17 protein-coding genes, 4 tRNA genes, 3 rRNA genes and 1 riboswitch are annotated in these 23,873 nt (G+C 53.1%); of the genes, 19 read left to right on the top strand and 5 right to left on the bottom strand.

Annotated elements, in window-relative coordinates; genetic code table 11:
• Positions 1–72: 72 nt before the first annotated feature.
• A riboswitch (cobalamin riboswitch) is annotated at positions 73–249 on the top strand.
• Between the two features lie 65 nt (positions 250–314).
• The 9 genes from btuB to HV107_RS09385 all read left to right on the top strand — a co-directional run bounded on the left by btuB (position 315) and on the right by HV107_RS09385 (position 8,685).
• Positions 315–2,162, top strand: coding sequence for a TonB-dependent vitamin B12 receptor BtuB (gene btuB, locus HV107_RS09425; RefSeq protein ID WP_182062972.1), 1,848 nt, complete (start codon positions 315–317; stop codon positions 2,160–2,162).
• A complete protein-coding gene (gene murI, locus HV107_RS09420) occupies positions 2,107–2,958 on the top strand; it encodes a glutamate racemase (RefSeq protein ID WP_182062971.1) in 852 nt (283 codons plus the stop codon). Before btuB ends, murI begins: the two co-directional genes overlap by 56 nt.
• A gap of 382 nt (positions 2,959–3,340) precedes the next feature.
• Positions 3,341–4,880, top strand: a 16S ribosomal RNA gene (locus HV107_RS09415).
• Between the two features lie 69 nt (positions 4,881–4,949).
• Positions 4,950–5,026: transfer RNA gene (locus HV107_RS09410), tRNA-Ile, on the top strand.
• 48 nt (positions 5,027–5,074) lie between these two features.
• Positions 5,075–5,150 (top strand) — tRNA-Ala (locus tag HV107_RS09405).
• A gap of 180 nt (positions 5,151–5,330) precedes the next feature.
• Positions 5,331–8,236: ribosomal RNA gene (locus tag HV107_RS09400) — 23S ribosomal RNA — on the top strand.
• A gap of 71 nt (positions 8,237–8,307) precedes the next feature.
• Positions 8,308–8,423, top strand: a 5S ribosomal RNA gene (gene rrf, locus HV107_RS09395).
• Together the 16S, 23S and 5S rRNA genes with 4 tRNA genes alongside form the textbook arrangement of a ribosomal RNA operon.
• Before the next feature lie 54 nt (positions 8,424–8,477).
• A tRNA-Asp gene (locus HV107_RS09390) sits at positions 8,478–8,554 on the top strand.
• Between the two features lie 55 nt (positions 8,555–8,609).
• Positions 8,610–8,685, top strand: a tRNA-Trp gene (locus HV107_RS09385).
• A gap of 99 nt (positions 8,686–8,784) precedes the next feature.
• Here the strand turns inward: HV107_RS09385 and hdfR are convergent.
• Positions 8,785–9,606, bottom strand: coding sequence for an HTH-type transcriptional regulator HdfR (hdfR, locus tag HV107_RS09380; RefSeq protein ID WP_182062970.1), 822 nt, complete (start codon positions 9,604–9,606; stop codon positions 8,785–8,787).
• Positions 9,607–9,724: 118 nt separating this feature from the next.
• Here hdfR and HV107_RS09375 point away from each other — a divergent pair, with 118 nt between their 5' ends.
• Entirely contained in the window at positions 9,725–10,063 is a 339-nt protein-coding gene (locus HV107_RS09375; protein WP_182062969.1) for a DUF413 domain-containing protein, read from the top strand.
• 32 nt (positions 10,064–10,095) lie between these two features.
• On the opposite strand, the gene HV107_RS09370 is transcribed toward HV107_RS09375, so the two are convergent.
• A complete protein-coding gene (locus tag HV107_RS09370) occupies positions 10,096–11,616 on the bottom strand; it encodes a YifB family Mg chelatase-like AAA ATPase (protein WP_182062968.1) in 1,521 nt (506 codons plus the stop codon).
• Between the two features lie 344 nt (positions 11,617–11,960).
• Between HV107_RS09370 and ilvL the strand changes: the two genes are divergently transcribed.
• From ilvL to ilvA, 7 genes are all read left to right on the top strand, one after another.
• Positions 11,961–12,059 carry an ilv operon leader peptide gene (ilvL, locus tag HV107_RS09365; RefSeq protein ID WP_001311244.1) on the top strand — a complete coding sequence of 33 codons (99 nt, stop codon included), beginning with the start codon at positions 11,961–11,963 and terminating at the stop codon, positions 12,057–12,059.
• An 86-nt stretch (positions 12,060–12,145) separates the two neighbouring features.
• On the top strand, positions 12,146–12,196 hold the full coding sequence (gene ilvX, locus HV107_RS27510; protein WP_220458432.1) for a peptide IlvX: 51 nt from the start codon (positions 12,146–12,148) through the stop codon (positions 12,194–12,196).
• 2 nt (positions 12,197–12,198) lie between these two features.
• Complete coding sequence (gene ilvG, locus HV107_RS09360; protein ID WP_182062967.1) at positions 12,199–13,845, top strand: acetolactate synthase 2 catalytic subunit; 1,647 nt, start codon at positions 12,199–12,201, stop codon at positions 13,843–13,845.
• The gene (ilvM, locus tag HV107_RS09355) at positions 13,842–14,105 is read left to right on the top strand and encodes an acetolactate synthase 2 small subunit (protein ID WP_182062966.1); all 264 of its coding nucleotides are present in this window, start codon (positions 13,842–13,844) and stop codon (positions 14,103–14,105) included. The genes ilvG and ilvM overlap by 4 nt, the downstream gene beginning before the upstream one ends.
• A 20-nt stretch (positions 14,106–14,125) precedes the next feature.
• Complete coding sequence (gene ilvE / locus HV107_RS09350) at positions 14,126–15,055, top strand: branched-chain-amino-acid transaminase (protein ID WP_182062965.1); 930 nt, start codon at positions 14,126–14,128, stop codon at positions 15,053–15,055.
• A 60-nt stretch (positions 15,056–15,115) separates the two neighbouring features.
• Positions 15,116–16,966 (top strand): dihydroxy-acid dehydratase, encoded by a 1,851-nt coding sequence (gene ilvD, locus HV107_RS09345; RefSeq protein ID WP_182062964.1) that lies wholly within the window; start codon positions 15,116–15,118, stop codon positions 16,964–16,966.
• Positions 16,967–16,968: 2 nt separating this feature from the next.
• On the top strand, positions 16,969–18,513 hold the full coding sequence (gene ilvA, locus HV107_RS09340; protein WP_182063493.1) for a threonine ammonia-lyase, biosynthetic: 1,545 nt from the start codon (positions 16,969–16,971) through the stop codon (positions 18,511–18,513).
• Here the strand turns inward: ilvA and ilvY are convergent.
• Complete coding sequence (gene ilvY / locus HV107_RS09335; protein WP_182062963.1) at positions 18,510–19,400, bottom strand: HTH-type transcriptional activator IlvY; 891 nt, start codon at positions 19,398–19,400, stop codon at positions 18,510–18,512. The genes ilvA and ilvY overlap by 4 nt on opposite strands.
• Before the next feature lie 150 nt (positions 19,401–19,550).
• Here ilvY and ilvC point away from each other — a divergent pair, with 150 nt between their 5' ends.
• A complete protein-coding gene (gene ilvC, locus HV107_RS09330; RefSeq protein WP_182062962.1) occupies positions 19,551–21,026 on the top strand; it encodes a ketol-acid reductoisomerase in 1,476 nt (491 codons plus the stop codon).
• 86 nt (positions 21,027–21,112) lie between these two features.
• On the opposite strand, the gene ppiC (HV107_RS09325) is transcribed toward ilvC, so the two are convergent.
• Together ppiC (HV107_RS09325) and ppiC (HV107_RS09320) are read right to left on the bottom strand one after the other, a co-directional pair.
• Positions 21,113–21,394, bottom strand: coding sequence for a peptidylprolyl isomerase PpiC (ppiC, locus tag HV107_RS09325; protein WP_008501570.1), 282 nt, complete (start codon positions 21,392–21,394; stop codon positions 21,113–21,115).
• 50 nt (positions 21,395–21,444) lie between these two features.
• Positions 21,445–21,726 carry a peptidylprolyl isomerase PpiC gene (gene ppiC / locus HV107_RS09320; protein ID WP_182062961.1) on the bottom strand — a complete coding sequence of 94 codons (282 nt, stop codon included), beginning with the start codon at positions 21,724–21,726 and terminating at the stop codon, positions 21,445–21,447.
• A gap of 111 nt (positions 21,727–21,837) precedes the next feature.
• Here ppiC (HV107_RS09320) and rep point away from each other — a divergent pair, with 111 nt between their 5' ends.
• Positions 21,838–23,862, top strand: a complete 2,025-nt coding sequence (gene rep, locus HV107_RS09315) for a DNA helicase Rep (protein WP_182062960.1) — start codon at positions 21,838–21,840, stop codon at positions 23,860–23,862.
• Positions 23,863–23,873 lie beyond the last annotated feature (11 nt).

Raw genomic sequence — 23,873 nt, 5'->3', positions numbered from 1 at the left:
GATTGTAGGCATTGTTCAGGGGATGTCCAGATTTAATGGCTAATAGCTATCTGGACATCTATACGTGTCTAATTGTAGCATTCTGTTTCCGGTCTCCTGAGAGTGAAAAGGGAATCCAGTGTAAATCTGGAGCTGACGCGCAGCGGTAAAGACTGGCGGGATGAGAGTTGTAGACACTGTGAGAACGGGAAGTCTTCATCCATTAAACGCCACCTAGCCCGAAGACCTGCCGGTAACACGTCGCATTTGGTTTCATCATCGCGTGCTATAGATGAGGCCTGCGGCATCCTTCTTATATTGTGGATGCTTTAACAATGATTAAAAAAGTATCGCTGTTGACGGCGCTTTCCGTCACGGCATTTTCGGGCTGGGCGCAGGATAGCTCAGACTCGTTGGTGGTGACTGCAAACCGTTTTGAGCAACCTGTTAATACCGTTCTCGCACCGACGTCAGTGGTGACGCGTGAAGATATCGAACGCTGGCAGGCAAAGAGTGTGGTGGAAATCATGTCACGACTGCCAGGCGTGGATATCGCGCAAAGCGGTGGTATGGGCGCGACCTCTTCTACCTTTATACGCGGGACCGAATCCCGCCATGTTCTGGTGCTGATCGATGGTGTCCCTCTGAATAATGCAGGGATCAGCAACGTTCCTGACCTCAGCCAGATCCCTACTTCCCTGATTCAGCGTATTGAATACATTCGTGGCCCACGTTCGGCCCTGTATGGCTCCGACGCGATTGGCGGTGTAATCAACATCATCACCGGGCGCGACAAACCGGGGGCAGAAATTTCTGCAGGGGTGGGGTCTAAGGGTTACCAGACCTATGATGGCTCTTTCCAGCAGGTGCTGGATAAAACCAAAATTACAATGGCGGGCAACTATACCTATACCCGTGGTTTTGATATTGGCGCAAACGATGCACCGCGCCAGCCTGACCGTGACGGCTTTATGAGTAAGTCACTCTATGGCTCTGTGGAGCAGCAGATCACCGACAGCGTGAGCGGTTTCTTCCGTGGCTTTGGTTACGATAACCGCACGGCGTACGATGGTTACGATACCTACAATGATGATTACACGGCTATAACCGGCACTCCGGATACACGCCAACTGTATAGCCAGAACTGGGATACCGGGCTTCGCTATAGCCAGGGGATTTATCAATCTCAGCTGGTCGCGGGCTATGGTCGTAGCAAAGACCTTAACTATGATCCGAGCAAAGGCCGTTATGCAGCATCTTCCAGCATGGATGATGTTAAGCAATATACCGCTCAGTGGATGAACAACGTGGCCGTCGGTCACGGCAATATCGGCGCAGGTCTGGACTGGCAGAAACAGAAAACCCAGTCGGGAACGGCATCTCTGGATAAAGGCTACGAGCAGCACAATACGGGTGTTTTCCTCTCCGGTATGCAGCAGTTTGATAGCGTGACGCTGGAAGCCGCCGCTCGTAATGATGACAACTCGAACTTCGGCAACCACAGCACCTGGCAAACCAGCGCGGCCTGGGAGTTTATCGAAGGATATCGCTTCATTGCCTCCTACGGTACAGCCTATAAAGCGCCAACCATGAGTCAGATCCACAGTGCGAAGTACGGCAACCCGGATCTTAAACCTGAAGAGAGCAAACAGTGGGAAGGCGGCTTTGAAGGTTTAACCGGCCCGGTGAACTGGCGTGTTAGCGCTTACCGTAACGATGTCGATAATCTGATTGGTTACGATCAGATGAACCGTCCATACAACGTGAACAAAGCACGTATTGAGGGGATAGAGGCCACTGCTCAATTTGATACCGGCCCGATTAGCCATCAGGTCTCATATGATTATGTGGATCCACGTAATGCAAACACCAATGAAGTGCTCAAGCGCCGCTCTAAGCAGCAGGTGAAATATCAACTTGACTGGCAAACCTGGGATGTTGACTGGAATCTTGCATATCGCTATTTGGGTACGCGCTATGACGATGACTTCAGTAGTTTCCCGTCTCGTGAAGTCAAAATGGGCGGTGTAAGTTTGTGGGATGTCGCAGTTTCATATCCTGTCACCTCTCACCTTACAGTTCGTGGTAAAATAGCCAACCTGTTCGATAAAGATTACGAGACAGTTTATGGCTACCAAACTGCAGGACGGGAATACACCTTGTCTGGCAGCTACACCTTCTGATCCGCGTCCCTCCGTGCTGGTGTTTGATTCCGGCGTAGGTGGGCTTTCGGTCTATGATGAGATTCGGCATCTCCTGCCGAATCTCCATTACATCTATGCTTTCGATAACGTCGCTTTCCCTTATGGAGAAAAGAGCGAAGAGTTCATTGTTGAGCGTGTCCTTGAAATCGTGACTGCCGTGCAAAAGCGCTATCCTCTGGCGCTGGCCGTTATCGCCTGCAATACGGCGAGTACGGTATCCCTTCCCGCATTACGCGAAAAGTTTCCGTTCCCGGTTGTGGGTGTTGTGCCTGCGATTAAACCGGCCGCACGTCTGACGGCGAATGGGATTGTCGGGTTGCTGGCTACGCGTGGTACGGTGAAGCGTCCTTATACGCGTGAGCTGATCGACCGCTTTGCTAATGAATGCCAGATTGCGATGCTCGGATCTGCGGAGCTTGTCGAAATGGCGGAAGCGAAGTTGCATGGACACGCTGTTCCACTGGAAGAGCTGCGCCGCATTTTGCGTCCGTGGCTGCGGATGCCGGAGCCGCCGGACACCGTTGTTCTGGGATGTACCCATTTCCCTCTTTTACAGGAAGAGCTTCTGGCGGTTCTGCCAGAGGGGACCCGGCTGGTGGATTCCGGTGCGGCAATTGCGCGTCGTACTGCCTGGCTGCTTGAACATGAAGCGCCAGATGCAAAATCTAGTGATGCCAATATCGCTTTTTGTATGGCGATAACAAAAGAGACTGAACAACTTTTACCCGTTTTACATCGTTACGGCTTTGAAACGCTCGAAAAACTAGCGTTGTAGCACGGTTTTGAGCAAAAAAGAGACGGTTGAAAGTTTTTTTCAAAAGAGGGGTTGTCAACGTCTGAGAACTCCCTATAATGCGCCTCCACTGACACGGAACAACGGCTTACAAGCCGCCGGGTTAGCGGGGTTCAGAGATGAACGCCAACAGAGAAAAACGAAAATAAACGCTTGACTCTGAATGAGGAAAACGTAATATACGGGACCTCGCAACGGTGAGCTGAAAGCCACGTTGCACTGCTCTTTAACAATTTATCAGACAATCTGTGTGGGCACTCAAAGTGACATGGATTCTTAACGTCGCAAGACGATAAATGAATACCAAGTCTCTGAGTGAACATACGTAATTCATTACGAAGTTTAATTCACGAGCATCAAACTTAAATTGAAGAGTTTGATCATGGCTCAGATTGAACGCTGGCGGCAGGCCTAACACATGCAAGTCGAGCGGTAACACAGGGAGCTTGCTCCTGGGTGACGAGCGGCGGACGGGTGAGTAATGTCTGGGAAACTGCCTGATGGAGGGGGATAACTACTGGAAACGGTAGCTAATACCGCATAACGTCGCAAGACCAAAGAGGGGGACCTTCGGGCCTCTTGCCATCAGATGTGCCCAGATGGGATTAGCTAGTAGGTGGGGTAACGGCTCACCTAGGCGACGATCCCTAGCTGGTCTGAGAGGATGACCAGCCACACTGGAACTGAGACACGGTCCAGACTCCTACGGGAGGCAGCAGTGGGGAATATTGCACAATGGGCGCAAGCCTGATGCAGCCATGCCGCGTGTATGAAGAAGGCCTTCGGGTTGTAAAGTACTTTCAGCGAGGAGGAAGGCATTAAGGTTAATAACCTTGGTGATTGACGTTACTCGCAGAAGAAGCACCGGCTAACTCCGTGCCAGCAGCCGCGGTAATACGGAGGGTGCAAGCGTTAATCGGAATTACTGGGCGTAAAGCGCACGCAGGCGGTCTGTCAAGTCGGATGTGAAATCCCCGGGCTCAACCTGGGAACTGCATTCGAAACTGGCAGGCTAGAGTCTTGTAGAGGGGGGTAGAATTCCAGGTGTAGCGGTGAAATGCGTAGAGATCTGGAGGAATACCGGTGGCGAAGGCGGCCCCCTGGACAAAGACTGACGCTCAGGTGCGAAAGCGTGGGGAGCAAACAGGATTAGATACCCTGGTAGTCCACGCCGTAAACGATGTCGACTTGGAGGTTGTTCCCTTGAGGAGTGGCTTCCGGAGCTAACGCGTTAAGTCGACCGCCTGGGGAGTACGGCCGCAAGGTTAAAACTCAAATGAATTGACGGGGGCCCGCACAAGCGGTGGAGCATGTGGTTTAATTCGATGCAACGCGAAGAACCTTACCTACTCTTGACATCCAGAGAACTTTCCAGAGATGGATTGGTGCCTTCGGGAACTCTGAGACAGGTGCTGCATGGCTGTCGTCAGCTCGTGTTGTGAAATGTTGGGTTAAGTCCCGCAACGAGCGCAACCCTTATCCTTTGTTGCCAGCGGTTCGGCCGGGAACTCAAAGGAGACTGCCAGTGATAAACTGGAGGAAGGTGGGGATGACGTCAAGTCATCATGGCCCTTACGAGTAGGGCTACACACGTGCTACAATGGCATATACAAAGAGAAGCGACCTCGCGAGAGCAAGCGGACCTCATAAAGTATGTCGTAGTCCGGATTGGAGTCTGCAACTCGACTCCATGAAGTCGGAATCGCTAGTAATCGTAGATCAGAATGCTACGGTGAATACGTTCCCGGGCCTTGTACACACCGCCCGTCACACCATGGGAGTGGGTTGCAAAAGAAGTAGGTAGCTTAACCTTCGGGAGGGCGCTTACCACTTTGTGATTCATGACTGGGGTGAAGTCGTAACAAGGTAACCGTAGGGGAACCTGCGGTTGGATCACCTCCTTACCTTAAAGAACCTGCCTTTGTAGTGCTCACACAGATTGTCTGATGAAAAATAGCAGTAAAAATCTCTGCAGGCTTGTAGCTCAGGTGGTTAGAGCGCACCCCTGATAAGGGTGAGGTCGGTGGTTCAAGTCCACTCAGGCCTACCAAAATCCTTATGTTAAAGGATGAGCGGTACAGAGATTAGTGTATACGATGGGGTTATAGCTCAGCTGGGAGAGCGCCTGCCTTGCACGCAGGAGGTCTGCGGTTCGATCCCGCATAGCTCCACCATCTTTACTGCGAAAACAAGAAAACTTCAGAGTGTACCTGAAAAGGTTCACTGCGAAGTTTTGCTCTTTAAAAATCTGGATCAAGCTGAAAATTGAAACGACACACCTTAAGTGGTGTGTTCGAGTCTCTCAAATTTTCGCAATTTGATGATGAATCGAAAGAAACATCTTCGGGTTGTGAGGTTAAGCGACTAAGCGTACACGGTGGATGCCCTGGCAGTCAGAGGCGATGAAGGACGTGCTAATCTGCGATAAGCGCCGGCGAGGTGATATGAACCTTTGACCCGGCGATTTCCGAATGGGGAAACCCAGTGTGTTCCGACACACTATCGTTAAGTGAATACATAGCTTAACGAAGCGAACCGGGGGAACTGAAACATCTAAGTACCCCGAGGAAAAGAAATCAACCGAGATTCCCCCAGTAGCGGCGAGCGAACGGGGAGCAGCCCAGAGTCTGAATCAGCTTGTGTGTTAGTGGAACGGTCTGGAAAGTCCGGCGATACAGGGTGATAGCCCCGTACACGAAAGCACACAGGTTGTGAACTCGAAGAGTAGGGCGGGACACGTGGTATCCTGTCTGAATATGGGGGGACCATCCTCCAAGGCTAAATACTCCTGACTGACCGATAGTGAACCAGTACCGTGAGGGAAAGGCGAAAAGAACCCCGGCGAGGGGAGTGAAAAAGAACCTGAAACCGTGTACGTACAAGCAGTGGGAGCACCTTCGTGGTGTGACTGCGTACCTTTTGTATAATGGGTCAGCGACTTATATTCTGTAGCAAGGTTAACCGTATAGGGGAGCCGAAGGGAAACCGAGTCTTAACTGGGCGTTAAGTTGCAGGGTATAGACCCGAAACCCGGTGATCTAGCCATGGGCAGGTTGAAGGTTGGGTAACACTAACTGGAGGACCGAACCGACTAATGTTGAAAAATTAGCGGATGACTTGTGGCTGGGGGTGAAAGGCCAATCAAACCGGGAGATAGCTGGTTCTCCCCGAAAGCTATTTAGGTAGCGCCTCGTGAACTCATCTTCGGGGGTAGAGCACTGTTTCGGCTAGGGGGCCATCCCGGCTTACCAACCCGATGCAAACTACGAATACCGAAGAATGTTATCACGGGAGACACACGGCGGGTGCTAACGTCCGTCGTGAAGAGGGAAACAACCCAGACCGCCAGCTAAGGTCCCAAAGTCATGGTTAAGTGGGAAACGATGTGGGAAGGCACAGACAGCCAGGATGTTGGCTTAGAAGCAGCCATCATTTAAAGAAAGCGTAATAGCTCACTGGTCGAGTCGGCCTGCGCGGAAGATGTAACGGGGCTAAACCATGCACCGAAGCTGCGGCAGCGACGCTTATGCGTTGTTGGGTAGGGGAGCGTTCTGTAAGCCGTTGAAGGTGTCCTGTGAGGGATGCTGGAGGTATCAGAAGTGCGAATGCTGACATAAGTAACGATAATGCGGGTGAAAAGCCCGCACGCCGGAAGACCAAGGGTTCCTGTCCAACGTTAATCGGGGCAGGGTGAGTCGACCCCTAAGGCGAGGCCGAAAGGCGTAGTCGATGGGAAACAGGTTAATATTCCTGTACTTGGTGTTACTGCGAAGGGGGGACGGAGAAGGCTATGTTAGCCGGGCGACGGTTGTCCCGGTTTAAGCATGTAGGCGGAGAGTTTAGGTAAATCCGGACTCTTTTTAACGCTGAGGTGTGATGACGAGGTACTACGGTACTGAAGTAACAAATGCCCTGCTTCCAGGAAAAGCCTCTAAGCATCAGGTAACATCAAATCGTACCCCAAACCGACACAGGTGGTCAGGTAGAGAATACCAAGGCGCTTGAGAGAACTCGGGTGAAGGAACTAGGCAAAATGGTGCCGTAACTTCGGGAGAAGGCACGCTGATGTGTAGGTGAAGCCCCTGCGGGTGGAGCTGAAATCAGTCGAAGATACCAGCTGGCTGCAACTGTTTATTAAAAACACAGCACTGTGCAAACACGAAAGTGGACGTATACGGTGTGACGCCTGCCCGGTGCCGGAAGGTTAATTGATGGGGTTAGCGGCAACGCGAAGCTCTTGATCGAAGCCCCGGTAAACGGCGGCCGTAACTATAACGGTCCTAAGGTAGCGAAATTCCTTGTCGGGTAAGTTCCGACCTGCACGAATGGCGTAATGATGGCCAGGCTGTCTCCACCCGAGACTCAGTGAAATTGAACTCGCTGTGAAGATGCAGTGTACCCGCGGCAAGACGGAAAGACCCCGTGAACCTTTACTATAGCTTGACACTGAACACTGGTCCTTGATGTGTAGGATAGGTGGGAGGCTTTGAAGCGTGGACGCCAGTCTGCGTGGAGCCAACCTTGAAATACCACCCTTTAATGGCTGGTGTTCTAACGTAGACCCGTAATCCGGGTTGCGGACAGTGTCTGGTGGGTAGTTTGACTGGGGCGGTCTCCTCCCAAAGAGTAACGGAGGAGCACGAAGGTTAGCTAATCCTGGTCGGACATCAGGAGGTTAGTGCAATGGCATAAGCTAGCTTGACTGCGAGAGTGACGGCTCGAGCAGGTGCGAAAGCAGGTCATAGTGATCCGGTGGTTCTGAATGGAAGGGCCATCGCTCAACGGATAAAAGGTACTCCGGGGATAACAGGCTGATACCGCCCAAGAGTTCATATCGACGGCGGTGTTTGGCACCTCGATGTCGGCTCATCACATCCTGGGGCTGAAGTAGGTCCCAAGGGTACGGCTGTTCGCCGTTTAAAGTGGTACGCGAGCTGGGTTTAGAACGTCGTGAGACAGTTCGGTCCCTATCTGCCGTGGGCGCTGGAGAATTGAGGGGGGCTGCTCCTAGTACGAGAGGACCGGAGTGGACGCATCACTGGTGTTCGGGTTGTCATGCCAATGGCATTGCCCGGTAGCTAAATGCGGAAAAGATAAGTGCTGAAAGCATCTAAGCACGAAACTTGCCCCGAGATGAGTTCTCCCTGACTCCTTGAGAGTCCTGAAGGAACGTTGAAGACTACGACGTTGATAGGTCGGGTGTGTAAGCGTAGCGATACGTTGAGCTAACCGATACTAATGAACCGTGAGGCTTAACCTTACAACGCCGAAGCTGTTTCGGCGGTTGAGAGACAGAATATTTTCAGCCTGATACAGATTTAACAGAATTTGCCTGGCGGCTTTAGCGCGGTGGTCCCACCTGACCCCATGCCGAACTCAGAAGTGAAACGCCGTAGCGCCGATGGTAGTGTGGGGTCTCCCCATGTGAGAGTAGGGAACTGCTAGGCATCAAATTAAGTAGTAAGCCGGTGCATTAATCCGGTGGTTACAAAGTCTTCGGTGGAGCGGTAGTTCAGTCGGTTAGAATACCTGCCTGTCACGCAGGGGGTCGCGGGTTCGAGTCCCGTCCGTTCCGCCACTTATTAAGACATTAAGCCTGCTATATCTTAGCAGGCTTAATGGTAAGAAAATTTAGGGGCGTAGCTCAGTTGGTAGAGCACCGGTCTCCAAAACCGGGTGTCGCGAGTTCGAGTCTCTCCGCCCCTGCCATATATAATCCTTTGCTTAGGCAAAGGATTTTTTTTTGCCTTAAAAAGGCTAAAACCACGTCTTTGAAAATGCTACCTGCATCCATGCAGGAAATATGCATCATTCCATTATGTTGATTTTTAACAGATCTTTTATCTGAGATTGTTTGTCACTGTTCTGCAACCAGATGGCATAGAGCGGTCTTGAGAGCGTTGTGGAATCCGCCACAGTATGCAATTCAGGCTTATTGTTCGCCCAACGCGTGGGTAACCAGGTGCAACCTTTCAGTAAAGAAAGATGCTGACAGGCGATCTCAGCCGAGCTTGTGGTGAGCTGAGGTACGTCATCACTTGCGATCAATCCAGACTCATGTTGTTGAAAATCCGGCCCCCATTCCAGGCGTAAATAGTTAAGGTCAGCCTTCATCATTGAGGGTTCAGAGGCATACAGTGCAAGGCTAAATTGCCCAATAATCTGGCTGCTAAATTCGTCCATTTTGGGGGCTTCTGTCGTGATCAGGAGATCCAGTTGCCGTTCATGCAATTGCTTAACCAGCGACTGACGTTGCGCAATTCTTGCTTCAAACTGTAGGTGGTTATGTGAACGGTATAGCTGTGTAAGCCATTGACTGAGCATACATTCCCATAGCGATGCGCTGGCCCCAATAGAGAATTCGTTATGCCGTGATGTATGCGCAACCTCCTTGCGTGCTGCTTGCCAGGTATTCATCAGCGTTTCTGCATAGGGCAATAGTTTTTCACCGGCAGGCGTCAAACGGATATTGTTGCGATGGCGCGTAAAAAGATTCACACCCAGCTGATTCTCCAACTGGCGAATACGAAAACTGACCGCTGACTGCGTCAGGTAAAGGGCTTCCGCTGCTCGCCCAAAGTGACGCGTTCTGCTCACTTCGAGGAAAGTTTTTAGCAATTCCGTATCCACATCTTTCTCCGCAAAATTATTTGTCGTTATGATTTAAATGTTTTGTTTTACACTCTGTCAAGCGTAACTAATACTCCGCGCCATAAATAGCTCGGCCAAAGAATTAGGAGCGTGTAGGATGGCGGAAAGCTTTACGACGACGAATCGTTTTTTCGACAATAAAAATTATCCGCGCGGGTTCTCTCGCCATGGTGACTTCACCATTAAAGAGGCACAACTGCTTGAGCGCCATGGTTATGCCTTTAACGAGTTGGATCTGGGGAAACGTGAACCAGAAACGGAAGACGAAAAACAGTTTGTTGCCGTTTGCCGTGGCGAGCGTGAGCCGGTATCAGAAGTAGAACGTGTATGGGTGAAATATATGGCGCGTATCAAGCGTCCTAAGCGTTTCCACACACTGTCTGGCGGTAAGCCTCAGATGGAAGGTGCTGAAGATTACACCGAGTCTGACGACTAATGTGACAAGAAAAGGGGCTATGGCCCCTTTTTTTACGCCAGCATTTTTTGCAGATGCAGTAGCAAACGGTCTATTGCACGATAACTCAATGCTTCTTGCAGATGCTGCCTCTGGATTTCAGTACACCCTTCAACATCAGCGATCGTCCTGGCGACTTTCAATAAGCGCTGCCAGGCACGAATCGAAAGCCCAAACCGTACCAGGGTGTCCTCAAGCCAAAGCGCATCCTCCGACGACAGATGGCAGAATTGCCGAATTTCCGCATTATCAAGATAGGCATTGAGTTTGCACTGACGGGCATATTGCTTCTGCTGGGCAGTGATGACTCTTTCGCGCACTTCCGCTGAAGTTGTTCCCTGTCCGTTGTTCTTGCTGAGTAGCCCGGGAGGTGGGAGAGGGATCTCCAGAGATAAGTCGAACCGGTCGAGGAAAGGACCTGATAGTTTTCCAAGATAGCGGAGCGTCTGCTCGGGCGTACACCGGTTATGGTTCCCCTGGTAGTGCCCTGTTGGGCTGGGGTTCATCGCAGCGACCAGCTGGAACCGCGCAGGGTAACTGATTTTGGCGCGCGTCCGGGAGATGTGAATCTGTCCCGACTCAATTGGTTCACGCAAGGCGTCCAGAACCCGCCGTTCAAATTCAGGTAATTCATCAAGAAACAGGATGCCATTGTGCGCCAGCGAGATTTCGCCAGGCCCCGGGATAGAGCCCCCACCCACCATTGCTGTCAAAGAAGCACTGTGGTGCGGTGAGCGAAAGGGTCGTTGCCGCCACTGCTTTTGCAGTGATGTTGAGCTAACGAGGCTAAATATGGCGGCGCTTTCAAGTGCCTCGCGATTGTTTAATGGCGGCAGTAAGCCATTCAGGCGGCTTGCCAGCATTGTTTTGCCTGTTCCTGGTGGGCCAATCAATAAGAGGTTATGCCCACCTGCGGCGGTAATCTCCAGGGCTCGCTTTCCCTGTTCCTGGCCAATAATGTCGCTGAGATCGTCCCGGTTGTCCGGCTGGATATCTTCGGCCTCCCGTGGTTCGGCAAGCTCATGCCGCCCCTCCAGGTACGCACAAACCTCCTGTAGATGGCCGGCTATCAGACACCCTTTTTCTGCAATCAGGCTCACTTCAGGAGAATTTTCATTGGCCACAATGATTTGTCGGCCTGCGCTTATAGCTTCCAGGGCACCTGAAATTGCGCCAGGAACGCCTCTTAATGAGCCTGTAAGAGCGAGTTCTCCGATGAACTCATACGAACTTAGCCTGGTGGTATTCAGCTGCTCAGAAGCGGCGAGAAGCGCAATAGCGATGGGTAAATCATATCGTCCTCCCTCTTTTGGAAGGTCAGCAGGTGCCAGGTTGATGGTGATTTTCCTGGCAGGGAAGGTATAACCGCTATTGATGATAGCGCTACGTACCCGATCCCTGGCCTCTTTTACTGTGGTTTCGGGTAGACCAACGAGAGTAAGCCCTGGCAGGCCATTACTCAGATGTACTTCAACAGAAATCAGTGGTGCCTTCACACCAATAGCGGCTCGTGTATAAACAACCGACAGTGACATATAAACCCTCCTTGTCGGGCAACTATGCCAGTTTTTATTCTTGCTTTTGACCGCATGTTTGCGACTTTACGATACGCATTCATCACTTTTAGCGGCAAAGTGTAATTATTGCATCAGGATGGAATCGGCGCCGCAAAGAGGGATAACCCCCCCGTTTGACCGCTGATGTAAACGAAAAAAAATGAAAAAAATTCATTTTCTATTTTTTTTCATATAAAACAAAGATTTTTAGGAAAATCATTCGCGTGCTAAACAAATGCGTCATAAATAAATCTTGTGTTTAATTCGGAATCTGTGATAACTCTTTAGGTATTCCTTCGAACAAGATGCAAAAAGAACTGAAAATGACAGCCCTTCTACGAGTGATTAGCCTGGTCGTGATTAGCGTGGTGGTGATTATTATCCCACCGTGCGGGGCTGCACTTGGACGAGGAAAGGCATAGAAATCAAGCCTTAACGAACTAAGACCCCCGCACCGAAAGGTCCGGGGGTTTTTTTATGACTAAAAAACTTAAACGAGGAGCAGAGAATGACTATTAGCATAAAATTCTGTTTCTCCCGATTTATGACGGGGAACTAACTATGAATGGTGCACAGTGGGTAGTACATGCGTTGCGCGCACAGGGAGTCGAAACAGTCTTCGGTTATCCGGGGGGCGCAATTATGCCGATTTACGATGCATTGTATGACGGCGGCGTGGAACACCTGTTGTGCCGACACGAGCAGGGCGCTGCAATGGCGGCCATTGGCTATGCGCGTGCTACGGGTAAAACTGGCGTCTGCATGGCAACATCAGGCCCGGGGGCAACCAACCTGATCACAGGCCTGGCCGACGCACTGCTTGATTCCGTTCCTGTTGTCGCCATCACCGGGCAGGTGGCCTCCCCGTTCATTGGTACCGATGCTTTCCAGGAAGTGGACGTACTGGGCCTGTCACTGGCCTGCACAAAGCACAGTTTCCTCGTTCAGTCTCTGGAAGAGCTGCCGCGCGTAATGGCGGATGCATTTTATGTTGCCAACTCTGGCCGCCCTGGCCCGGTTCTGGTTGATATCCCAAAAGATATCCAGGTTGCCCTGGGTGAGCTGGAGCCGCATTTCTCCACCGTGGAAAACGACGATGCTTTCCCACATTCCGAAGTGGACGCGGCGCGTCAGATGATAGCGGAAGCGCAAAAGCCGATGCTGTATGTCGGTGGTGGTGTGGGCATGGCGCAGGCCGTACCTGCCTTGCGAAGCTTTATCGCCGCCACCCAAATGCCAGCCACCTGCACGCTGAAAGGCCTGGGTGCGGTAGAGGCAGATTACCCATTCTATCTGGGTATGTTGGGTATGCACGGCACCAAAGCCGCCAACCTGGCGGTTCAGGAATGCGACTTGCTGATTGCCGTAGGCGCCCGTTTTGATGACCGCGTAACCGGCAAACTGAATACCTTCGCGCCGAATGCGAAAGTGATCCACATGGATATCGACCCTGCGGAAATGAATAAGCTGCGTCAGGTGCACGTGGCCCTTCAGGGCGATCTCAATGTGTTGTTGCCTGCATTACAGCAGCTGCTGAACATCAATGAATGGCGTCAACACACGGCAGATATGCGTGTTGAGCACGCCTGGCGTTACGACCATCCGGGTGACGCCATCTACGCGCCGCTGTTGCTGAAACAGTTGTCCGATCGTAAACCGGCAGACAGCGTGGTCACCACCGACGTCGGCCAGCATCAGATGTGGTCTGCGCAGCACATGACCTACACTCGCCCGGAAAACTTCATCACTTCTAGCGGGTTAGGCACGATGGGCTTTGGCCTGCCTGCGGCGGTAGGCGCACAGGTTGCCCGTCCGCACGATACCGTCATCTGTATCTCCGGTGACGGCTCTTTCATGATGAATGTTCAGGAGCTGGGCACCGTTAAGCGTAAGCAGTTACCGCTGAAAATCGTATTGCTCGATAACCAGCGCTTAGGCATGGTTCGCCAGTGGCAACAGTTGTTCTTCCAGGAGCGTTACAGCGAAACGACGCTGACCGATAACCCCGATTTCCTCATGCTGGCCAGTGCCTTTGGTATCCCAGGCCAGCACATCACCCGTAAAGACCAGGTTGAAGCGGCACTCGACACTATGCTGTCAAGCGAAGGGCCTTACCTGCTTCATGTCTCAATCGACGAGCTTGAGAATGTCTGGCCGTTGGTACCACCAGGTGCCAGTAATTCACAAATGCTGGAGAAATTATCATGATGCAACATCAGGTCGCCGTGCAGGCTCGCTTCAACCCAGAAACCTTAGAACGTGTTTTGCGTGTAGTCCGTCATCGTGGTTTTCAAATTTGCTCTATGAATATGGAGACGGCCACAGACGCACGGAACATCAGTATCGAATTAACCGTTGCCAGCGCGCGGTCGGTCGACTTACTGTTTAGTCAGTTAACAAAGCTGGTAGACGTTGCCCATGTTGCCATCTGCCAGAGCACAACCACATCACAACAAATCCGCGCTTAAGCGTGACAGGAAGAAAAAAAATGACGACGAAAAAAGCTGATTACATTTGGTTCAATGGTGAGATGGTTCGTTGGGAGGACGCGAAAGTCCACGTGATGTCCCACGCGCTGCACTACGGTACGTCCGTGTTCGAAGGCATCCGTTGCTACGATTCTCACAAAGGGCCAGTGGTGTTCCGCCATCGCGAACACATGCAGCGTCTGCATGACTCAGCCAAAATTTATCGTTTTCCTGTCTCACAAAGCGTTGATGAACTGATGGAAGCCTGCCGCGAGGTGATTCGTAAGAATAACCTGACCAGCGCGTATATTCGTCCGTTAGTGTTTGTTGGCGATGTGGGCATGGGTGTTAACCCGCCAGCAGGCTATACCACTGATGTGATCATTGCTGCGTTCCCGTGGGGTGCCTACCTGGGTGCTGAAGCACTGGAACAGGGGATCGACGCAATGGTTTCTTCCTGGAACCGCGTGGCACCAAACACCATCCCGACTGCTGCAAAAGCGGGCGGTAACTACCTTTCCTCTCTGCTGGTTGGCAGCGAAGCACGTCGTCATGGTTATCAGGAAGGGATCGCGCTGGATGTGAATGGCTATATCTCTGAAGGCGCAGGCGAAAACTTGTTTGAAGTGAAAGACGGTATCCTGTTCACTCCGCCGTTCACTTCTTCCGCGCTGCCGGGTATCACCCGTGATGCCATTATCAAACTGGCAAAAGATCTGGGTATCGAAGTGCGCGAGCAGGTCTTGTCTCGTGAATCCCTGTATCTGGCCGACGAAGTATTCATGTCCGGTACCGCCGCTGAGATCACACCAGTTCGCAGTGTTGACGGTATTCAGGTAGGTGAAGGCCGCTGTGGCCCGGTAACTAAACGTATTCAGCAGGCTTTCTTTGGCCTCTTCACCGGTGAAACGGAAGATAAATACGGCTGGTTGGATCAAGTTAACAACTAAGTATAAATATGGGACGGCGCGCACCGTCCCATTTAATAGTCAGACGGGAGTAAATAAAGCATGCCTAAGTATCGTTCCGCCACCACCACCCACGGTCGTAATATGGCGGGGGCCCGTGCGCTCTGGCGCGCCACCGGGATGACCGACGCCGATTTCGGCAAGCCAATTATCGCCGTGGTTAACTCCTTTACTCAGTTTGTACCGGGCCACGTGCACCTGCGCGATCTGGGTAAACTGGTTGCCGAGCAAATCGAAGCCTCTGGCGGTGTGGCGAAAGAGTTCAACACCATTGCTGTTGACGATGGTATCGCAATGGGCCACGGGGGGATGCTTTATTCACTGCCGTCGCGCGAGCTGATCGCCGACTCGGTCGAGTATATGGTGAACGCCCACTGTGCCGATGCGATGGTCTGTATCTCCAACTGCGACAAAATCACCCCGGGGATGCTTATGGCTTCCCTGCGTCTGAATATTCCGGTGATCTTCGTTTCCGGTGGCCCAATGGAAGCGGGTAAAACCAAGCTTTCCGACAAAATCATCAAGCTTGACCTGGTTGATGCGATGATTCAGGGCGCTGACCCGAAAGTCTCTGATGAGCAAAGCGATCAGGTTGAACGCTCCGCGTGCCCAACCTGTGGCTCCTGTTCTGGCATGTTTACCGCAAACTCCATGAACTGCCTGACCGAAGCGCTGGGCCTGTCCCAGCCGGGTAATGGCTCGCTGCTGGCGACCCACGCCGATCGTAAACAGCTGTTCCTCAACGCCGGTAAACGCATTGTCGAGCTGACCAAACGCTACTACGAGCAGGACGATGCCAGCGCGCTGCCGCGCAACATCGCCAGTAAAGCCGCGTTCGAGAACGCCATGACTCTGGATATCGCCATGGGCGGTTCCACCAACACCGTTCTGCACCTGCTGGCGGCCGCACAGGAAGCTGAAATCGACTTCACTATGAGCGATATCGACAAGCTGTCTCGCAAAGTGCCGCAGCTGTGTAAAGTGGCGCCGAGTACCCAGAAGTACCACATGGAAGACGTGCACCGCGCCGGTGGCGTGCTCGGTATTCTCGGCGAGCTCGATCGCGCCGGGCTGATGAACCGTGAAGTGAAAAACGTACTGGGTCTGACGCTGCCAGAATCGCTGGACAGATATGACGTAATGCTGACGAAAGACGAAGCGGTGAAAAACATGTTCCGCGCGGGTCCGGCCGGTATTCGTACCACCCAGGCATTCTCGCAGGATTGCCGTTGGGACACCCTGGATGACGATCGTGCCGAAGGATGCATCCGATCGCTTGAGCACGCGTACAGCAAAGACGGCGGTCTGGCCGTGCTGTACGGTAACTTCGCTGAAAATGGCTGTATCGTAAAAACTGCGGGCGTGGACGACAGCATCCTGAAATTCACCGGTCCGGCCAAAGTGTATGAAAGCCAGGACGAGGCGGTGGACGCGATTCTGAGCGGCAAAGTCGTGGAAGGTGATGTGGTGGTGATCCGCTACGAAGGTCCGAAAGGCGGGCCGGGGATGCAGGAGATGCTCTACCCAACCACGTTCCTGAAATCTATGGGTCTCGGTAAAGCCTGTGCGCTGATCACCGATGGTCGTTTCTCTGGCGGTACGTCCGGCTTGTCTATCGGCCACGTTTCCCCTGAAGCGGCGAGTGGCGGCAATATCGCCATCATCGAAGATGGCGACCTGATCGAAATCGACATCCCAAATCGCGGTATTCAGCTGAAACTGAGCGACCAGGAAATTGCAGCGCGCCGTGAAGCACAAGAAGCTCGCGGCGACAAAGCCTGGACACCGAAAGACCGTCAGCGTGAAGTCTCCTTCGCTCTGCGTGCTTACGCAAGCCTTGCCACCAGTGCAGATAAAGGCGCGGTGCGCGATAAATCGAAACTTGGGGGCTAATGATGGCCGAATCACAACCCTTATCCGCCGCCCCTGAGGGGGCGGAATATCTTAGGGCGGTGCTACGTGCGCCGGTCTATGAAGCAGTGCAGGTCACTCCACTGCAAAAAATGGAAAAGCTCTCTTCGCGCCTCGACAACGTAATTCTGGTGAAACGCGAAGACCGCCAGCCAGTACACAGCTTTAAACTGCGCGGTGCTTACGCGATGATGGCTGGGTTGAGCGACGAGCAAAAAGCGCGCGGCGTGATCACGGCCTCTGCGGGCAACCATGCTCAGGGTGTGGCGTTCTCCTCTGCCCGCCTGGGGCTGAAAGCGCTGATTGTGATGCCGGTTGCCACGGCAGATATCAAAGTGGATGCGGTGCGTGGTTTTGGCGGCGAAGTGCTGCTTCACGGCGCAAACTTTGACGAAGCGAAAGCCAAAGCCATTGAACTGGCGCAACAGCAGGGTTTCACCTGGGTGCCGCCATTTGATCATCCAATGGTAATTGCCGGACAAGGCACGTTGGCGCTGGAACTGCTGCAACAGGATGCCCATCTTGACCGCGTATTTGTGCCAGTTGGCGGTGGCGGGTTAGCGGCGGGTGTGGCGGTGCTGATCAAACAGCTGATGCCGCAAATCAAAGTGATTGCCGTTGAAGCGGAAGACTCAGCCTGTCTGAAAGCAGCGCTGGATGCGGGTCATCCGGTGGACCTGCCGCGCGTCGGGTTGTTTGCCGAAGGCGTGGCCGTTAAACGCATTGGCGATGAAACCTTCCGCCTGTGCCAGGAGTATCTCGACGATATCATCACCGTTGATAGCGATGCTATCTGCGCGGCGATGAAAGACTTGTTCGAGGATGTTCGTGCGGTTGCGGAACCTTCTGGCGCACTGGCGCTGGCAGGGATGAAAAAATACGTCGCGCAGCACAACATTCGCGGCGAACGTCTGGCGCATGTGCTTTCCGGTGCCAACGTTAACTTCCACGGTCTGCGCTATGTTTCCGAGCGCTGCGAGCTGGGTGAACAGCGCGAAGCCCTGCTGGCGGTGACCATCCCGGAAGAGAAGGGCAGTTTCCTGAAGTTCTGCCAGCTGCTTGGCGGCCGCTCAGTGACGGAATTTAACTACCGTTTTGCTAACGCCAAAGATGCCTGCATTTTTGTTGGCGTGCGCCTGAGTCGCGGTCTGGAAGAACGTAAAGAGATCCTCAACCTGCTGCACGAAGGTGGCTACAGCGTGGTGGATCTTTCCGACGATGAAATGGCGAAGCTGCACGTTCGCTACATGGTGGGCGGGCGTCCGTCGAAGCCGCTTCAGGAACGTCTGTACAGCTTCGAGTTCCCGGAATCACCAGGGGCGTTGCTCAAGTTCCTGCATACGCTGGGTACGCACTGGAACATCTCTCTGTTCCACTACCGCAGCCACGGTACGGACTACGGTCGAGTGCTGGCGGCATTCGAACTGGGCGAGCACGAGCCTGATTTCGAAACGCGGCTGAACGAACTGGGTTACGACTGTCATGACGAAACCCATAACCCGGCGTTCAGGTTCTTCCTCGCGGGTTAGTGGTTCGGCAATATGTTCCAGAACGCATCAATAAGCGGCTCATGCAGCCGCTTTTTTTGTGCGCACACGCCAAGCTCAAACGGTGTTTTTTCGTCGCTGCGCTCCAGAATCATCACGCGATTACGCACCGGCTCCGGGCTGTTTTCCAGCACCACTTCCGGCAGCAACGCCACGCCGCAACCCAGCGCCACCATCGACACCATCGCCTCGTGGCCACCTACTGTAGCGTAAATCGACGGGTTGCTGATTTTCTGACGGCGGAACCACAGCTCAATGCGGCGGCGCACTGGGCCCTGATCGGCCATGATAAACGGCACCGTTGACCAGTCTGGCTTTTCTACCGACACCTGATTTCGCACCGGGCAGGGCAGCGCAGGGGCAATCAGTACCACCGCCAGATTTTCCAGCATTGAGAACGCGACGGCGCCAGGCAACATTTCCGGTTTCCCGGCAATGGCGAGATCTGCTTCTCCCGTCACCACTTTTTCCATGGCATCGGCGGCATCACCGGTCGAGAGCTTGATTTCGACCGACGGGTGCTCTGCGCGGAATCTGTCGAGGATCGGCGGCAGGTGGCTATAGGCCGCCGTCACGGAACAAAAAATATGGAGTTCGCCGGACAGTGACGGCCCTTGCTGGTCGATGGTGTGGCGTAGTTGCTGGTACTGCAACAGCGTTTGCTGGGCAAAGACGCGTAGCTCTTCCCCTGCTTCCGTGAGCGTCACGGTGCGATTGTCACGCACAAAAAGCGGCTGGCCGAGGTCTTCCTCAAGGCGCTGGATCTGGCGAGAAAGCGTGGAGGGGCTGACGTGCATGGCGCGCGCACTGCGCCCGAAGTGACGGCTTTCCGCCAGATGCAGGAACATTTTCAGATCGCGTAAATCCATTGATTCCACTCCCTCTTTTTACATTGCAGAAATTGCAACGTGACGTTGTGAATATATCAATTTCCGCAATAAATTTCCTGTCATATAGTAAGTTCATTCTCGCATATGCGAACCGAACAATAAGACAGTACAACATCACGAGGTATCACCATGGCTAACTACTTCAACACACTGAATCTGCGCCAGCAGCTGGCACAGCTGGGCAAATGCCGCTTCATGGCGCGCGATGAATTTGCTGATGGCGCAAGCTACCTTCAGGGCAAGAAAGTGGTCATCGTCGGCTGTGGCGCACAGGGCCTGAACCAGGGTCTGAACATGCGCGACTCCGGTCTGGATATCTCTTACGCACTGCGTAAAGAAGCGATTGCTGAGAAGCGCGCTTCCTGGCGTAAAGCGACCGAAAACGGCTTCAAAGTAGGCACCTACGAAGAGCTGATCCCACAGGCAGACCTGGTTGTTAACCTGACTCCAGACAAACAGCACTCTGACGTTGTGCGTTCCGTGCAGCCGCTGATGAAAGACGGCGCAGCGCTGGGTTACTCCCACGGCTTTAACATCGTTGAAGTGGGCGAGCAGATCCGTAAAGACATCACCGTTGTGATGGTTGCTCCGAAGTGCCCTGGTACTGAAGTCCGTGAAGAGTACAAACGTGGCTTCGGCGTACCAACCCTGATTGCTGTTCACCCGGAAAACGATCCAAAAGGTGAAGGCATGGCGATTGCGAAAGCATGGGCAGCCGCAACCGGTGGCCATCGTGCGGGCGTTCTGGAATCTTCCTTCGTTGCAGAAGTGAAATCTGACCTGATGGGTGAGCAGACTATTCTGTGCGGCATGTTGCAGGCCGGCTCTCTGCTGTGCTTCGACAAGCTGGTGGAAGAAGGTACTGACCCGGCATATGCAGAAAAACTGATTCAGTTCGGCTGGGAAACCATCACCGAAGCCCTGAAACAGGGTGGTATCACGCTGATGATGGATCGTCTGTCCAACCCGGCGAAACTGCGTGCATTTGCGCTGTCCGAGCAGCTGAAAACCATCATGGCTCCGCTGTTCCAGAAACACATGGACGACATCATCTCCGGCGAGTTCTCCTCCGGAATGATGGCTGACTGGGCTAATGATGATAAAAACCTGCTGACCTGGCGTGAAGAGACCGGTAAAACTGCGTTCGAAACGGCTGCACAGTTTGACGGCAAAATCAGCGAGCAGGAGTACTTCGATAAAGGCGTACTGATGATTGCCATGGTGAAAGCAGGCGTTGAGCTGGCGTTCGAAACCATGGTGGATTCCGGCATCATCGAAGAGTCTGCTTACTACGAATCACTGCACGAGCTGCCGCTGATAGCGAACACCATCGCCCGTAAGCGTCTGTACGAAATGAACGTGGTTATCTCTGATACCGCAGAGTACGGTAACTACCTGTTCTCTTACGCATGTGTACCGCTGCTGAAAGAGTTCATGACCACCCTGCAAGCGGGTGACCTGGGCAAAGCGATTGCTGAAGGCGCGGTAGATAATGCGCAATTGCGTGACGTGAACGACGCTATCCGCAGCCACGAAATCGAGAAAATTGGCCAGAAACTGCGTGGCTATATGACCGACATGAAGCGTATTGCTGTAGCGGGTTAATTAGATTGTCGGGTGGCGCTTTGCTTACCCGACCTACAAAACCGTAAGATGTAGGCCGGGTAAGGCGCAGCCGCCACCCGGCTTTTTTATTTGCGGTACAGCACCTTGATAACGTGGTAACCGAACTGGGTATGCAGTGGGCCGGTTGGCTCCAGCACCGGGCAAGAGAACACCACTTTATCAAACGCCGGAACCATCTGGCCCTGACGGAACTCGCCCAGGTCGCCGCCGCGTTTGCCTGATGGACAAATAGAGTGCTTCTTCGCCAGTTTACCGAAGTCGGCACCGTTCTTAATCTGCTCCAGAAGATCCAGAGCCAGTTTCTCTTCTTTCACCAGAATATGCAGTGCTGCTGCTGTCTTTGCCATGATCGTGCCTTAAATGGGTTGAGATAAATTGGGGCGCAATATAGCACGCGTCAGCGGCGATACAGCACCTTAATGATATGGTAGCCAAATTTGGTTTTCACCGGACCGAAAGGCTTCAGAAGCGGGCAACTAAACACCGCCTGATCGAATGGCCCCACCATCGCCCCCTGTTTAAATTCACCTAAATCACCGCCATTACGCCCGGACGGGCATTTAGAGTAGCGCTTCGCCAGATGATCAAAGCTAATGCCACGTTCCAGTTTGGCGAGGATCTCCTGCGCCAGCTTTTCTTCTTTTACCAGAATGTGCAGGGCTGCTGCGGTCTTTACCATGGTTCTGTTCTCAGGGTTAATCGCGTTTTCTTCACTTTATCATTAGCCGGTAAATCTGCGCCCGGCTTTCTGCTACAATCCACACCCCGTTCGAAGATTGAGCAATATCCCATGCGTTTAAACCCTGGACAACAACAAGCGGTCGAATTCGTTACTGGACCATGCCTGGTGCTGGCAGGGGCTGGTTCCGGTAAAACCCGCGTGATCACCAACAAAATCGCCCACCTGATCCGCGGATGCGGGTATCAGGCGCGCCACATTGCGGCGGTGACGTTTACCAACAAAGCAGCACGCGAGATGAAAGAGCGTGTTGGCCAGACGCTGGGGCGCAAAGAGGCGCGCGGGCTGATGATCTCTACCTTCCATACCCTGGGGCTGGATATCATCAAACGTGAATATGCTGCGCTGGGCATGAAGTCTAACTTCTCGCTTTTCGATGACACCGACCAGGTGGCGCTGCTTAAAGAGCTGACCGAAGGGCTGATCGAAGATGACAAAGTTCTGCTGCAACAGCTGATCTCGACGATCTCCAACTGGAAAAACGATCTGATGACACCTGCTCAGGCGGCAGCGAGTGCGAAAGGTGAACGGGACAGGATCTTCGCTCACTGCTACAGCCTGTACGACGCGCACATGAAAGCGTGCAACGTGCTGGATTTCGACGATCTTATTTTGCTGCCAACGCTGCTGCTTCAGCGTAATGAAGAGGTGCGTGAGCGCTGGCAGAACAAGATCCGCTACCTTCTGGTAGATGAGTATCAGGACACCAACACCAGCCAGTACGAACTGGTGAAGTTGCTGGTGGGGCAACGTGCGCGTTTCACCGTTGTGGGGGATGACGATCAGTCGATCTACTCCTGGCGTGGTGCGCGTCCACAAAACCTGGTGCTGTTAAGCAAAGATTTTCCGGCGCTCCAGGTTATCAAGCTCGAGCAAAACTACCGCTCGTCCGGGCGCATCCTGAAAGCGGCGAATATCCTGATCGCCAATAACCCGCACGTGTTTGAAAAACGCCTGTTCTCTGAGCTGGGCTACGGGACTGAGCTGAAAGTGCTTAGCGCGAATAATGAGGAGCACGAAGCGGAACGTGTGACCGGCGAACTGATCGCGCATCACTTCGTCAATAAAACCGAATACAAGGACTACGCTATCCTGTATCGCGGTAACCACCAGTCCCGCGTCTTTGAAAAGATGCTGATGCAAAACCGCATTCCGTACAAAATTTCGGGCGGTACGTCGTTCTTTTCGCGCCCTGAAATCAAAGATCTTCTGGCATATTTGCGTGTGCTCACCAACCCGGATGATGACAGCGCTTTCCTGCGTATCGTCAATACACCGAAGCGTGAAATCGGTCCGGCCACGTTGCAAAAACTGGGTGAATGGGCGATGACACGCAACAAAAGCCTGTTTACCGCCAGCTTCGATATGGGGCTGAGTCACACGCTGACCGGGCGCGGATATGATTCCTTAACCCGTTTCACCCACTGGCTTGGCGAGGTGCAGCGCCTGGCAGAGCGCGAGCCTGTGGCGGCCGTGCGTGACCTGATCCACGGCGTCGATTACGAATCCTGGCTGTACGAAACCTCTGCCAGCCCAAAAGCGGCAGAAATGCGCATGAAAAACGTCAACCAGTTGTTTAGCTGGATGACTGAAATGCTGGAAGGCTCAGAAATTGACGAGCCAATGACCCTGACGCAGGTCGTCACGCGTTTTACGCTGCGCGATATGATGGAACGCGGCGAGAGCGAAGAAGAGGCTGACCAGGCGCAGCTGATGACGCTGCATGCTTCTAAAGGGCTAGAGTTCCCGTATGTCTATCTGGTTGGCATGGAAGAGGGGCTGCTGCCGCATCAGAGCAGTATCGATGAAGATAATGTCGATGAAGAACGTCGACTGGCCTATGTGGGCATTACCCGTGCGCAGAAAGAGCTGATCTTTACGCTGTGCAAAGAGCGCCGGCAGTATGGCGAGCTGGTGCGTCCGGAGCCGAGCCGATTCTTGCTGGAATTACCGCAAGACGACCTCATCTGGGAACAGGAGCGTAAAGCGATTACCCCGGAAGAGCGGATGCACAAAGGGCAGGCTAACGTGGCGAACATTCGCGCCATGCTGGCGAAAGCCAAAGAGAAGGGATAAGCAGTGCAAGC

It is taken from the genome of Enterobacter sp. RHBSTW-00175 (genome assembly GCF_013927005.1).
Classification (GTDB): Bacteria; Pseudomonadota; Gammaproteobacteria; order Enterobacterales; family Enterobacteriaceae; genus Enterobacter.
This window is presented reverse-complemented; position numbering and strand designations above follow the sequence as displayed.

What these genes read in the sequence shown, in the direction of transcription:
- btuB (WP_182062972.1), top strand. Translation starts at nt 315, where the DNA reads ATGATTAAAAAAGTATCGCTGTTGACGGCGCTTTCCGTCACGGCATTT.
- murI (WP_182062971.1), top strand. Translation starts at nt 2,107, where the DNA reads ATGGCTACCAAACTGCAGGACGGGAATACACCTTGTCTGGCAGCTACA.
- HV107_RS09375 (WP_182062969.1), top strand. Translation starts at nt 9,725, where the DNA reads ATGGCGGAAAGCTTTACGACGACGAATCGTTTTTTCGACAATAAAAAT.
- HV107_RS09370 (WP_182062968.1), bottom strand. Translation starts at nt 11,616, where the DNA reads ATGTCACTGTCGGTTGTTTATACACGAGCCGCTATTGGTGTGAAGGCA.
- ilvL (WP_001311244.1), top strand. Translation starts at nt 11,961, where the DNA reads ATGACAGCCCTTCTACGAGTGATTAGCCTGGTCGTGATTAGCGTGGTG.
- ilvG (WP_182062967.1), top strand. Translation starts at nt 12,199, where the DNA reads ATGAATGGTGCACAGTGGGTAGTACATGCGTTGCGCGCACAGGGAGTC.
- ilvM (WP_182062966.1), top strand. Translation starts at nt 13,842, where the DNA reads ATGATGCAACATCAGGTCGCCGTGCAGGCTCGCTTCAACCCAGAAACC.
- ilvE (WP_182062965.1), top strand. Translation starts at nt 14,126, where the DNA reads ATGACGACGAAAAAAGCTGATTACATTTGGTTCAATGGTGAGATGGTT.
- ilvD (WP_182062964.1), top strand. Translation starts at nt 15,116, where the DNA reads ATGCCTAAGTATCGTTCCGCCACCACCACCCACGGTCGTAATATGGCG.
- ilvA (WP_182063493.1), top strand. Translation starts at nt 16,969, where the DNA reads ATGGCCGAATCACAACCCTTATCCGCCGCCCCTGAGGGGGCGGAATAT.
- ilvY (WP_182062963.1), bottom strand. Translation starts at nt 19,400, where the DNA reads ATGGATTTACGCGATCTGAAAATGTTCCTGCATCTGGCGGAAAGCCGT.
- ilvC (WP_182062962.1), top strand. Translation starts at nt 19,551, where the DNA reads ATGGCTAACTACTTCAACACACTGAATCTGCGCCAGCAGCTGGCACAG.
- ppiC (WP_008501570.1), bottom strand. Translation starts at nt 21,394, where the DNA reads ATGGCAAAGACAGCAGCAGCACTGCATATTCTGGTGAAAGAAGAGAAA.
- ppiC (WP_182062961.1), bottom strand. Translation starts at nt 21,726, where the DNA reads ATGGTAAAGACCGCAGCAGCCCTGCACATTCTGGTAAAAGAAGAAAAG.
- rep (WP_182062960.1), top strand. Translation starts at nt 21,838, where the DNA reads ATGCGTTTAAACCCTGGACAACAACAAGCGGTCGAATTCGTTACTGGA.